A 12,739-nucleotide genomic window follows, 5' to 3' on the forward strand; every position below is an offset into this window, starting at 1 on the left:
CCCCGAGGAGCAAGATGGGGCCCGCTGTCCGGAAGATGCAGTTGTCAGGGAGGAAGCGTTGTTGTGAGCAGCAGGCCATCCCGAGGCGCTGCTCGCCTCGCAGCCATACTTGACGCCCTCCCCGATGCCTTGCTGCTCGTCAACTGCAACGGCACGGTCGTCAACGCCAACACCATCGCCCTCGAGACCTTCGAGTCCCCGGGTACCGGCCTGGTCGGGCGCGGGCTGCTCGACCTGCTGCCCAGCTTCGACTCGAAGCTGATTCCGGGGTCCATGCGCCGCCCGGACAACACGGACGACCAGGGACGCACCAAGCCCACCCGGATGATCGCCCGGCGCACGGACGGAACCGAGTTCCCGGTCGAGGTCACCAGCGCGAACCTGGAGGACGGCCGGGACGCGTACACCGACACCCATGGCTACACGGGCGACGAGCTGCTGATGCTCGTCGTGCGCGATCTGTCGGGAACCGTCGACACCGAGGCCGAGCTGGCCCGTTCGCAGCGGCAGACCGAGATGATCCTGCGCGCCGCCGCGGAGGGTGTCATCGGTACGGACACCGAGGGACGGGTCGTGCTGGCCAATCCGGCCGCCGCGCAGATCCTCGGCTACCGGGCGAGCGACCTGGGCAACCAGGAGCTGCATCCGCTGGCGGTCCACTCGCGGCCGGACGGCACGCCGTTCCCGTTCGAGGAGTCGCCGCTCGCGGACACGCTCCGCTCCGGGCGCAAGCACCGGGTGCGTGGGCAGGTGCTGTGGGCGAAGAACGGACAGCCGGTGTCCGTCGACCTGACGACCTCACCGGTCCGGGACGGCGACCAGCTCGTCGGCGCCGTGATGACCTTCACCGACCGGCGGCCGTACGACGCGCTGGCGGCGCGGCACGCGCAGCTGCTGGCGGTACTCGGCGACGCGCTGCGCGGTCCGCTGGAGGAGCTGCGGGGCGAACTGGCCACGCTGGCGGCGGACGACGCCGGGCAGCTGTGGCCCGAGGCGAACCAGCTGCTGCACCATCTGGCCGCCGGCTACGCCCGGATGACCACGCTCGTCGACAACGTCATCGGCTACCAGCGGCTCGACTCGGGCGCGGAGAAGCTGAACAAGAAGAAGGTGCTGCTCGACGGGGTCGTGGCGGCCGGTGTCGACGGTGCGGTCGAGCTGATCGGCCCGGGGCGCGCGCAGTTCGCCGTACACGCGCCGACGATCGAGGCCGAGGTCGACGCGGACCGGATCGCCACGGCGCTGGCGCATCTGATCGCGGACGTGGCCGGGGTCGACTCGACCGGCAAGGCGCCGGTGGCCGCGGACGGCGGCGGGTACATGGACTCGACGATCGTCGTCGCGGCGGCGCAGCGCGGTGAGGTCGTACGGATCGAGGTGCGCGGGCCGTACGCCGGGGGAGACCCGGTGCACGAGCCGATCGTGCGCGGGATCGTCCGCGCGCACGGCGGGGTGCTGCAGACGCACGAGGTGCCGGGGATGACGGGCAGTGCGTACGTACTGGACGTGCCGCTCGGCGCGGGTGCGGGGACGGTCACCCTGCCGGATCCGGAGCCCGAGGCTGAGCCGGAGCCGGTCGCCGGGCCGGTGGCGGGGCCGACGGGACGGCGGGCACGGCGGTCCTCCGTGGACGCGTTCCTGGACGCACCGGAGGCGGTTTCGCCGTCCGGCGTCGGGGAGGCGGTTTCGCCGTCCGGCGCGGGCGGCCCGGAGCTGGTGCCGACACGGAACGGCGGCGAGGCCGCCGGGAGCATCGGTGGCGCGCCCGCTGGCGGCAACGCCAGTGGTGCGGGTGGCGGACACGCCAGTGCGCTTGGTAGCACGCCCATGGACGGCAACGCCGGTGGCGCGGGTGGCGGACAGGCCGCTGCGACGGGTGGTGCGCGGGCCGTGGGTGGACCTGCCGGTGGCACCGGTGGCGGCCAGGACAACGGGCCCGTCGGCGGCAGCGGTGACCCGGACGCGGGCCGGCGCGGCGGTGCACATACAGCCGGCGGCACCGGCCGGCGGCGGGGCCGGCCGAGCCCGGTGGAGCAACAGGCGGCGGCGCACGAGGGCGCCGTGGTGACCGCCGCCGAGGGGGCGCGCGACCACGGGCGGGCCCAGCTCGGCCAGACCGTACCGCCCCAGGGCATGCCCGCGCCGACCGGCCGCCGCGCCCGGCGCCCCGAGGGGGCGCCCGAGAACGCCCTCGCGCTCCCCGCCGCGCCTCCGGCCGCCGAGGCAGAGCCGCAGCCGACCGGACGGCGAGCCCGGCGAGCGCTGGGCACCGCGCCGGAGCGCAGCCCGTTCGCGTTGCCGCCGGCCGACGCCGACCGCACGCCGCCGACCGCCGGGGAGGCGGATGCTTCGCTGCCCGGGCGGCACGACGCCGTAAGGGGCGTACCCGGGGACGATCACACTCCGCCGCAGCCGCATCCGGCGCCGACCGGACGCCGCCGGGCCCGTACGGACGCGACCTCCGGCCAGGGCCTGGCGGCGCTCGCCGCCGACCCGTCGCAGGGCCCGGCAGCGTCCGCAGGGCCGGCAGGGACAGCGGCGGCCCCGGGCGCGGCAGGTGTCCCTCAGGCACCGGCCCCCGGCACCGCGTCGGGTACGCCCCAAGCACCGGAACCCCGCGCGCCCGGCGTCCCAGCAACGACACCGGGTACGCCGCAGCCGCCGCATCCGGTCCCACCGAGCGCACCGAACGCCCCGACCGCGGCGGACTCCCCACCCGCGCCGGCACCGACCGCGGCGGACGCCCCGCACGCGCCGGCAGCCGGCCGGGACGCCGTGGGCGGGCCCGACGCGTCCGGGCAGAACTGGCCCGTGCCGGGAGCACAGGCGTGGCCCGCGCCCGGTGAGCCCACCGCCGCGCGGGCCCGGGGCCAGGTCCCCGGCGCCCGTACCGCACCGGAGGCCGCGCAGCCGCTGCCCGAGGAGAACCCGCCCCCCGGCGCCGACGCGTCGCAGGGGCGCGCGATCAGCGTGCGCACCCTGGGGCAGGGCATGCCGTTCGCCCAGCAGATCGCCCAGCAGCAGAACCAGACCTCCGGCGGCTCCGGGCGGCGGCGCAAACTCGCCGCGCCGCCGCAGGAGGACCAGGGACAGCAGGGCGCCGAGCTGGAACCCGCCGCCGCGGGCCGCCGGCAGCCGCAGCCCCCGCAGCAGCGGCTGTCCGCCCCGGCCGAGGGACGTGCGTACGCGATAGGCGCACCCGACGCGGGCGCCGCCGAGGGCCCGGAGCCGCTGGACGGTCCCAACGGCGCCGTGGAGGTGGCCAACCGGCCGCACCCGCAGCCGGTGGACGACGAACTGCCCCCCGAGCCGCTCGACAACCCGCGCCGGCTGCTGGTCTGGCCCGCGCCCGACGTCACCACCCAGCAGGCGCTGAGCGACCGCGGCTACCGCCCGGTGATCGTGCACTCCCGCGAGGAGGTCGACGCCCAGATCGCCGCCTTCCCGGCCGCGCTGTTCGTCGATCCGCTGACCGGCCCGATCACCCGTACCGCGCTGCAGTCGCTGCGCCAGGCCGCGGTCGCGGCCGAGGTCCCGGTGCTCGTGACGGCCGGGCTCGGGCAGGCGACCCGCGAGGCCGCGTACGGCGCCGACCCGGCCGTACTCCTGAAGGCGCTCGCGCCGCGGGACAGTGAACAGCACCCGTCGCGCGTGCTGTTGATCGAGGAGCACGAGGAGATCGCGCTCGCGCTGACCGCCACCCTGGAACGCCGCGGGATGCAGGTCGCCCACGCGGGCGCCGACGCGGACGCGGTCACGCTCGCCACGCAGATGCGGCCGAACCTGGTGGTGATGGACCTGATGCAGGTACGCCGCCGCCGCGCCGGAATCGTCGACTGGCTGCGCGCGAACGGCCAGTTGAACCGCACTCCGTTGGTCGTCTACACCTCGGTGGACATCGACCGGAGCGAACTGCCCCGGCTCTCCTCCGGGGAGACGGTGCTTTTCCTCGCGGAGCGTTCCACGAGCGCCGAGGTCCAGGGCCGGATCGTCGATCTGCTCGCCAAGATCGGGACGAATTAGCGGGACGAAGTAGGGGACGAAGTAGGGGGACGAATCGGACCGCCCGGGTGGGGCACGTAGGCTGACGGGTGGCGCGCGACGCAAGACCCGTACAGGAGCAGCTCCGTGACCACTGTGAACCCCGCCGGGGACCCTGCCCGGAAGCCCGCCCGGAAGCCCGCCCGGGACCCCGAGCACGCGACCGTACCCGCCGACAACGGCGAGGTGACCCTGCTCTTCGCCCGCCAGGTCGAGCCGGGATTCGAGGACGCCTTCGAGAAGTGGGCCCGGGGCATCCTGGACGCCGCCGCGGCCTTCCCGGGGCACCTCGGGCACGGGCTGTTCCGGCCCGCGACGGACGGGGCCCCGTGGTTCCTGGTGCACCGCTTCCGGGACTCGGCCGCGTACCGCCGCTGGCAGGACTCCCCGGAGCGGGCCGAGTGGTTCGCGAACTGCGAGGGGCACCGCCACACCGAGATAGCGCGGCGCGAACTGACCGGCATGGAGACCTGGTTCGCCAAGCCGGGTACGACCCGGCCCGCGCCACCCCGCTGGAAGATGGCGATCAGCTCGGGGCTGGCCATCTTCCCGATCTCGCTGCTGGGCAACGCGGTGCTCGGGCCGTACCTCTCGGTGCTTCCGCTGGTGGCGCGCACGGCGGTGTTCACCGTGCTGTTCAGTGTGCTGATGACCTACGTGGCCATGCCTGGTGTGAGCAGGCTGCTGCGCCGCTGGCTCACCGGCTGAGGCCGGCGGTCACCTCCGCTCAGCCGAGGGTCCACCGACGCTCAGCCGAGGGTGGTGACGTCCAGATCGCCGTCCGCGTACTGCTTGCGGATCACCTTCTTGTCGAACTTGCCGACGCTCGTCTTCGGTACGGCCGGGATGATCGCCCAGCGCTCCGGCAGCTGCCACTTCGCGACGGACTCGCCGAGGAAGAGCTTCAGGGACTCGTAGTCGGCGGTGGCGCCGTCCTTCAGCACCACCGTCGCGAGGGGGCGCTCGCCCCACTTCTCGTCGGGGACGGCGACGACCGCGGCCTCGGCCACCTCCGGGTGCGCCATCAGGGCGTTCTCGAGCTCGACGCTGGAGATCCATTCGCCACCGGACTTGATGACGTCCTTCGCCCGGTCGGTGAGGGTCAGGAAGCCGTCGTGGCTGATCACGCCGACGTCGCCGGTCTTCAGCCAGCCGTCCGCGCTGAACTTGTCCTCCGGCCGGAACGACTCACCGCCCGCGCCGCCGTAGTACGCGCCCGCGATCCACGCGCCGCGTACCTCCAGCTCGCCCGCCGACTCGCCGTCCCAGGCCAGGATCTCGCCGCCGGGGCCGACCAGCCGGGCCTCGACGCCGGCCGGGAAGCGGCCCTGCGTCACGCGGTACGGCCACTCCTCCTCGGCGGTCAGGCCGGCCGGCGGGTGGGCCATGGTGCCGAGCGGGGAGGTCTCCGTCATGCCCCAGGCGTGGCACAGCCGTACGCCCAGCTTGTCGTACGCCTCCATCAGCGAGGGCGGACAGGCCGCGCCGCCGATGGTGACCTGCGTCATCGAGGAGATGTCGCGAGGGGTGGCCGCGAGCTCGGCGAGCAGGCCCTGCCAGATGGTGGGGACGGCGGCGGCGTGCGAGGGCTGCTCGCGCTCGATCATCTCGGCGAGCGGCCCGGGCTGCAGGAACCGGTCGGGCATCAGCATGTTGATGCCCGTCATGAAGGTGGCGTGGGGCAGGCCCCAGGCGTTGACATGGAACTGGGGGACGACCACGAGGGTGGTGTCCTGCTCCGTCAGCCCCATCGACTCGGCCATGTTGACCTGCATGGAGTGCAGGTAGATGGAGCGGTGGGAGTAGACGACGCCCTTGGGGTCGCCGGTGGTGCCGGAGGTGTAGCACATGGCGGCGGCCTGGCGCTCGTCCAGCTCGGGCCAGTCGAAGGTGGTGGGGCGGCCCGCGATCAGTTCCTCGTACTCGTGCACCTGCGGCGCGGCGCCGTCGAGGAGCGAGCGGTCGCCGGGGCCCGAGACGATCACGTGCTCGACGGTCGGGAGGTGCGGAAGCAGCGGGGCGAGCAGCGGCAGCAGGCTGCCGTTCGCGATCACGACGCGGTCGGCCGCGTGGTTGACGATCCAGACGAGCTGCTCCGGGGGCAGCCGCAGGTTGAGGGTGTGCAGGACGGCGCCCATGGACGGGATCGCGAAGTACGCCTCGACGTGCTCGGCGTTGTTCCACATCAGGGTCGCCACGCGCTCGTCGCCGACGACGCCGAGTTCGTCGCGCAGGGCGTTCGCGAGCCGGGTGGCGCGGTCGCCGATCTCGGCGAAGCTGCGGCGCTGCGGCTCGCTCTCGCCGGTCCAGGTGGTGACCTGGGACCGTCCGTGGATCGTCATCCCGTGGTGAAGGATGCGGGTGACGGTCAGTGGTACGTCCTGCATGGTGCTCAGCACGGCGTCCTCCCGGTGGGCGCGCGGTATTCCGGGGACACCCCCCGGACCCCCGTGGCAGTGGTGGTGTGCAGATTCTGCTCACATACCACGCGGTATGTCACTACCCGGGAGTAGAAAGACCTGCGGCGACTCGGCGGACGGGCGCGCGCTTCAGCGGATGCCTCAGCGGACGGGCGAGAGTTCCGGGTCCTCGCGGAGCTTGCCGAGGGCGCGCGAGACCGCGCTCTTGACCGTACCGACGGACACACCGAGCACCTCGGCGGTCTGCGCCTCGCTCAGGTCTTCGTAGTACCGCAGCACCACCATGGCGCGCTGGCGGTCGGGCAGCTTCATCACCGCGCGCCACATCGCGTCGCGCAGCGCCTGCTGCTCGGCGGGATCGGCCGCCGGTACGGCCTCCGGCTCCGGGAGCTCGTCGCAGGCGAACTCGTCGACCTTGCGCTTGCGCCACTGGGAGGTGCGGGTGTTCAGCAGGGCCCGGCGGACATAGCCGTCGAGCGCGCGGTGGTCCTCGATCCGCTCCCACGCGACATACGTCTTGGTGAGCGCGGTCTGCAGCAGGTCTTCGGCGTCGCACGGGTTCGCCGTGAGCGAGCGGGCGGTGCGCAGGAGCACGGGGCCCCGGGCCCGTACGTACGAGGCGAACGACGGGTACGCGGATGCGTGCGTCGAGGCCTTGGATGCGCTGGTGCAGACTGGCGTGGTCATGGGTCCACGCTAGGAGCGGGTACTACCACCGCGGATCGGCCCCAGGTCCCGAAGCGGTGTCCCCCTCAGGTTGTAGGAGGGGTGCGGGCCTCACCTCCTGAAGGTGGAGGAGCGGGCCCGGCGCATAGGGGTCGGCCCCGGGACCGCCCCGGCGAAGCGGTGCGGTCCCGGCTGCCGCCGGGGCTGCGCGTGGCGTCTCGGGTCAGGGCTCATGAGGGGCCGCGGGCGTCGGCTCACGGGGTCGCGCCCAGGATCAGGCCGGAGGTGGGGACGCCGGCGCCCGCGGTCACCAGGGTGCGGGCGGCGCCCGGTATCTGGTTCACCGACGTGCCGCGCAGTTGTCTGACCGCTTCCGCGATGCCGTTCATCCCGTGCAGGTACGCCTCGCCGAGCTGCCCGCCGTGCGTGTTCAGCGGCAGCGCGTCCTCGGCGACGAACCCGGCACCCTCCCCCCGGCCGCAGAACCCGAACTCCTCCAGCTGCATCAGCACGAACGGGGTGAAGTGGTCGTACAGGATCCCCACGTCGATGTCGGACGGCGTGAGCCCGGACGTACGCCAGAGCCGGCGGGCGACCACGCCGGTCTCGGGCAGCCCGGCGAGATCGTCCCGGTAGAAGCTGGTCATCTGCTCCTGTCCGCGCCCGGCCCCCTGCGCGGCGGCCAGGATCACGGCGGGCGGGTGCGGCAGATCCCTGGCCCGCTCCACGCTGGTGACCACGATCGCCTGGCCGCCATCCGTCTCCTGACAGCAGTCGAGCAGCCGCAGTGGCTCGGCGATCCAGCGCGAGGCGGCGTGGTCGGCGAGCGTGATGGGCCTCTCGTAGAAGTACGCGGCCGGGTTCCGCGCGGCATGACGGCGGCCGGTGACGGCGACGTGGCCGAAGACCTCCGGCGCCAGGTTGTACGTGTGCAGATAGCGCTGGGCGGCCATGGCGACCCAGGAAGCCGGGGTGAGCAGCCCGAACGGCAGCGACCAGCCCAGCGCCGCGCCCTCCGCGGACGGCTCCCGGTGCTGGACGCCCGAGCCGAACCGCCTGCCCGAGCGCTCGTTGAACGCCCGATAGCAGACGACGACCTCGGCGACCCCGCTCGCGACGGCGAGGGCCGCCTGCTGCACGGTCGCGCAGGCCGCCCCGCCGCCGTAGTGGACGCGGGAGAAGAAGGACAGCTCCCCGATCCCGGCCGCCTGGGCGACCGTGATCTCGGGGCTGGTGTCCATCGTGAACGTGACCATGCCGTCGACGTCGGCGGGACCGAGCCCGGCGTCGGCCAGCGCGGCCTGCACGGCCTCGACCGCGAGCGCCAGTTCACTGCGCCCGGATTCCTTGGAGAAGGCGGTCGCGCCGATGCCGACGATGGCCGCCCGGCCGCCCAGCGTGTCCGCGGCACGCCCGCTCATCCGGCCTCCTCCGCCGCGGGGACGGTCTCCGCCGCGGGGACGGCGACGGTCACGGTGCCGGTCACGTGCTGCCCGGTCCCGTTGGCCCCGACCACCCGCACCTCCGCCGTACCGTCCGGCTCCACGGCCGTGATGGTGCCGGTCAGCACCATCGTGTCGCCCGGGTGGTTGGGTGCGCCGAGCCGGATCGCCACCTTGCGGAGCACGGCTTCCGGGCCGAAGTGGTCGGTGATGTACCGGCCGACGAGCCCGTTGGTGGTGAGGATGTTCATGAAGATGTCCGGGGACCCCTTCTCCTTGGCCGCCTCGGTGTCGTGGTGCACGTCCTGGTAGTCCCGGGAGGCGACGGCCCCCGCGACGATCAGCGTGCGGGTGATGGGGATGGTGAGCGGCGGGAGCGTGTCACCGGCTCTCATGCTCAGGCTCCTTTGCAAGCAACTGGCCCAGTTCGGCAAGGAGTTCCGCGCCGCATCCGAGATACGCGGCCAACTGCCTCCCCCACAGGAAGTGCCGGTGGACGGGGTGGTCCAGGTCGGCCCCGGTCCCGCCGTGCAGATGCTGCCCGGCGTGCACCACCCGCGTTCCGGCCTCGGACGCCCACCAGCCGGCGGTCAGCGCTTCGGCGGCCGCGTCCAGCCCGGCGTCCAGCCGCCAGGCCGCTTCGTACGCCGTGACGCGTACCGCCTCGGTGTCCATGTACGCGTCGGCGGCCCGCAGCATCACGCCCTGGTTGGTGCTGAGCGGGCGCCCGAACTGCTCGCGGGTGGAGGTGTGCGTGACGGCCCGGGCGAGCGAGCCGGCGCACACCCCCGCCTGCAGCCCGGCGAAGGCCGTACGGGCGGTGGCCAGCACGGCCGCGTACGCACCGGGCCCGGGATCCGGATCGAGCCCGCTCCGGTTCTCGCTCTCGCTCCCGCTCTCGCCGAGCCGTTCGGCCGGTGCTCCCGAGAGGGTGAGCCGCCCCGCCGCCCAGGGCGCGGTGGTCTCCACCGGCTCGACCGTCACCGCGTCGTCCGCCGTCCGTACGAGCCACAGCGCCCGGCCGGCATCCGGTATCAGCACATGGGTGGCAACCCGCAGCCATGGCACGACGGGCACGACGCCGGCAAGTCTCCCCGCGCCGTCCGCCCGTACTGCGGCGCCCCGGGCCGGGAACGCCCCGGTGGCCACGGCGCTGCCGTCCCGCAGCGCGGGCAGCAACCGCGCGCGCTGCTCGTCCGTACCGTGCGCGGCGACCGCCAGCAGGCCGTACACGCAGGTCGCGGCGAGAGGCACCTGCGCCGTCGTCCGGCCCTGCTCCTCCAGGACCAGCACGAGGCCGAGCAGCCCGATGTCCTCGGCCGCCGCTGTCAGTCCCGCCGCGCACAGCGCCTTCCACAGCTCGCCGTCCGTGGCGGTCCCGGCGGCGGTCAACCGCTCGTGGGTGGAGAGGTCGCCGAAGATCCGCGCCGCCAGCTCCTGCGCGGCCCGCTGCTCCTCCGAGGGCGTGAAGTCCATGTCAGGCCCCGCTTCCACGGAAGACCGGCAGCTCCAACTCGTCGTCCACGCGGAGGAATTCGAGTTGTACGCGCATCCCGATCCGCACCTTGTCGTACGGCACCCCGATCACGTTGCTGACCATCCGGACGCCCTCGGCGAGTTCGATCAGGCCGACCGCGTACGGCGGGTCGAACGCCGGGAAGGGCGGGTGATGCATGACGACGTACGAGTAGACCGTCCCGGCGCCGCTCGCCCCGATCGTGTCCCACTCCTGCGCACCGCACGCGTTGCACCCCGGCAGCCAGGGAAAGCGAAGGGTTCCGCAGGCGCCGCACCGCTGGATGAGCAGTTCGTGCTCGGCGACTGCCTCCCAGAACCCGGCGTTGTCCCGGTTGATCACCGGCCGTGGCCGCTTGGCCCGAGGTTCCCGAGGTTTGTGCCGCGCGGGTGCGTACTTGAGGATCCGGAAGCGGTGCGTCCCGGCCGGCTCCCCGTTCGCCCGTACGTCCATCCGCGTCGTGATGAAGTGGCCGGTCCCGAGCTTGGTCGTCTTGCGCGCCGAGACCGACTCGATGACCGCGTCGAAGGTGATCCGGTCCCCCGGGCGCAGGGGTTTCAGATACTCCTGATCGCAGTCGGTCGCGACCACCGACGTGTACCCGGCGCCGTCGAGCAGACCGAACAGCTCGTCGTACGCCGGCGAGCGGTCCGTGTGCCCCGAGAGCCCGCCCATCGTCCAGGCCTGCAGCATCGTGGGCGGCGCGATCCGCGGATAGGCCGGGTTGGTGTCCCCCATCGCCTCGCACCAGTGCCTGATCATCGGCTCGTTGACCGCGTCCTTGCCCACCCCGGAAGCAACGGCGGCCCGCCCCTCGTACGCCTTCAGCCGTACGTAGAGCCCGTCGCCGCCCGCGCCCGCCTCCGCGTCGCCGACCCCGACCCTGTTCCCGTCCCCGACCCCACGACCGCTCACCGCCGTCCCCTCCGCATTCCGAGCCGCATCGTCGCGACGATCTCCCGCTGCACCTCGCTCACCCCGCCCCCGAACGTGTTGATCTGCGCTGCCCGGTTCATCCGCTCCAGCTCCCCGTCCGCGAGCTCACCGTCCCCGAAGGTCCCCGGCGATCCCGCGCGGATCAGCCCCGCGTCTCCCGCGATGTCCTGGCACATTCGATACACCGCGACGGCGGTCTCGGTTCCCAGGAACTTGACGCCACTCGCGTCACCGGGCGCGAGCGTGCCCGCCCCGACGTCCCCGACCAGGCGCCAGTTGAGCAGCCGTACCGCAGCCAGCCGGGCATGCGCCTCGGCCAGCCGCGCCCGCACCCAGGGCCGGCCGGCCGGGCGCTCCCCGGTCACCGGGTCGGGGGTGCGCGCGTGGTGCAGCGCCGCCGCGTAGAAGTCCTCGGCCTGCATCCCGATCGCCGCGAGCGCCACCCGCTCGTGGTTGAGCTGGTTGGTGATCAGGCCCCAGCCGCCGTTCTCCTCGCCCACCAGATTCCCGGCGGGCACGCGTATCGCGTCGTAGTACGTGGTCGTGGTCGTCTGCCCGCCCACCGTTTCGACCGGGGTCCACGAAAAGCCGGGCGTGTCGGTCGGGACCAGGATGATCGAGATGCCCCGGTGCTTGGGGGCCTGCGGATCCGTACGGCAGGCGAGCCAGATCCAGTCGGCGTTCTGCGCGTTGCTGGTGAAGCTCTTCTGGCCCTCGATCAGCCATGAGCCGCCCTCGCGGACGGCCCGGGTGCGCAGCGACGCGAGGTCGGTGCCGGCCTCGGGCTCGCTGTAGCCGATGGCGAAGACGATCTCTCCGCGCAGGATGCGCGGCAGGAAGAAGTCCTTCTGCTCGTCCGTTCCGTACTTCATCAGGGTCGGACCGACGGTGTTGAGGGTGACCATCGACACCGGGGCGCCGGCCCGGTACGCCTCGTCGAAGAAGACGAACTGTTCGTCCGCGCCGCGTCCTTGACCGCCGTACTCGACGGGCCAGCCCAGTCCGAGCATGCCGTCGGCGCCGATCCGCCGCAGCAGCGCACGCTGTTGTGCGGCGTCCACGACGCTCTCCCTCGGCATGACGTCCCGGAAGTACGAGCGCAGTTCGGCGCGCAGCCGCAACTGGCGCTCGGTCGGAGCGAGGTGCACGGCGACGGCCTCCCGGACATACGGATCAGGTTCGGGGTTCAGGTTTTCTGACTGTCCGTCAGATATGGATCGACTGTCAAGGTCGCCGACAACACAACTGCCTGTGCGACGGAACCGGAGTCCCGTCGCACAGGCAGTCAGTCATCCGTTCAGCCAGGCAGGCAGTCGGGCAGCCTCTCGGCGCGCCTACCCTCGCTGCAGCCCCTCCCCGGGCCGGTACCTACCACCAGAAGGGGCTGAAGTTCACCGCCACGTTCTCGTTGGACTGGTCGATCGCGGTGAAGCCGGAGCCGTTCACCTGAGCGGCGTTGTTCTGGTTGGACGCGCCGGATCCGGTCGCCACCTGCTGCGAGGTGGACGAGTTGCCTCCGTTGTTGCCGCCGACGCCGCTGCCGATGATCGACGCCACGCTCGCGTTCGACCCGTCGTCCGCGAACGCACCGTTGTCGGCCTGGGCCACGCCCGTGAACAGGGCGGCGGCGAGGGGCAGGGCTGCTGCGGCGGCGAGGATGCGGGCGGTGCGGATGCTTGCCATGTCAATTCCTCCAGGAACCAGAAGTGCATCGTGTC

General features: G+C 73.0%; 10 protein-coding genes. 2 read left to right on the top strand and 8 right to left on the bottom strand.

The annotated features are described in order from the left end of the window. Positions 1–63 precede the first annotated feature (63 nt). Together ACWV17_RS03185 and ACWV17_RS03190 are read left to right on the top strand one after the other, a co-directional pair. Positions 64–4,023 (top strand): PAS domain-containing protein, encoded by a 3,960-nt coding sequence (locus tag ACWV17_RS03185; protein WP_455358383.1) that lies wholly within the window; start codon positions 64–66, stop codon positions 4,021–4,023. A gap of 105 nt (positions 4,024–4,128) precedes the next feature. After that, positions 4,129–4,749, top strand: a complete 621-nt coding sequence (locus tag ACWV17_RS03190; RefSeq protein ID WP_455353063.1) for an antibiotic biosynthesis monooxygenase — start codon at positions 4,129–4,131, stop codon at positions 4,747–4,749. A gap of 41 nt (positions 4,750–4,790) precedes the next feature. Here ACWV17_RS03190 and ACWV17_RS03195 read toward each other — a convergent pair whose 3' ends face one another. From ACWV17_RS03195 to ACWV17_RS03230, 8 genes are all read right to left on the bottom strand, one after another. Beyond that, on the bottom strand, positions 4,791–6,440 hold the full coding sequence (locus ACWV17_RS03195) for a long-chain fatty acid--CoA ligase (protein ID WP_455358384.1): 1,650 nt from the start codon (positions 6,438–6,440) through the stop codon (positions 4,791–4,793). 162 nt (positions 6,441–6,602) lie between these two features. After that, on the bottom strand, positions 6,603–7,148 hold the full coding sequence (locus ACWV17_RS03200) for a SigE family RNA polymerase sigma factor (RefSeq protein ID WP_455358385.1): 546 nt from the start codon (positions 7,146–7,148) through the stop codon (positions 6,603–6,605). Positions 7,149–7,381: 233 nt separating this feature from the next. Next, entirely contained in the window at positions 7,382–8,548 is a 1,167-nt protein-coding gene (locus ACWV17_RS03205) for a lipid-transfer protein (RefSeq protein WP_455358386.1), read from the bottom strand. Further along, complete coding sequence (locus ACWV17_RS03210; RefSeq protein ID WP_455358387.1) at positions 8,545–8,964, bottom strand: MaoC family dehydratase; 420 nt, start codon at positions 8,962–8,964, stop codon at positions 8,545–8,547. Before ACWV17_RS03210 ends, ACWV17_RS03205 begins: the two co-directional genes overlap by 4 nt. Continuing rightward, positions 8,951–10,045 (bottom strand): acyl-CoA dehydrogenase family protein, encoded by a 1,095-nt coding sequence (locus ACWV17_RS03215; RefSeq protein WP_455358388.1) that lies wholly within the window; start codon positions 10,043–10,045, stop codon positions 8,951–8,953. Before ACWV17_RS03215 ends, ACWV17_RS03210 begins: the two co-directional genes overlap by 14 nt. 1 nt (position 10,046) lies before the next feature. Then, positions 10,047–10,913, bottom strand: a complete 867-nt coding sequence (locus tag ACWV17_RS03220; RefSeq protein ID WP_455358549.1) for a bifunctional MaoC family dehydratase N-terminal/OB-fold nucleic acid binding domain-containing protein — start codon at positions 10,911–10,913, stop codon at positions 10,047–10,049. Positions 10,914–10,996: 83 nt separating this feature from the next. After that, positions 10,997–12,169, bottom strand: coding sequence for an acyl-CoA dehydrogenase family protein (locus ACWV17_RS03225; RefSeq protein ID WP_455358389.1), 1,173 nt, complete (start codon positions 12,167–12,169; stop codon positions 10,997–10,999). A 220-nt stretch (positions 12,170–12,389) separates the two neighbouring features. Next, on the bottom strand, positions 12,390–12,704 hold the full coding sequence (locus tag ACWV17_RS03230) for a hypothetical protein (protein WP_455358390.1): 315 nt from the start codon (positions 12,702–12,704) through the stop codon (positions 12,390–12,392). Positions 12,705–12,739 lie beyond the last annotated feature (35 nt).

The sequence above is a fragment of the Streptomyces mabaensis genome, from assembly GCF_053763515.1.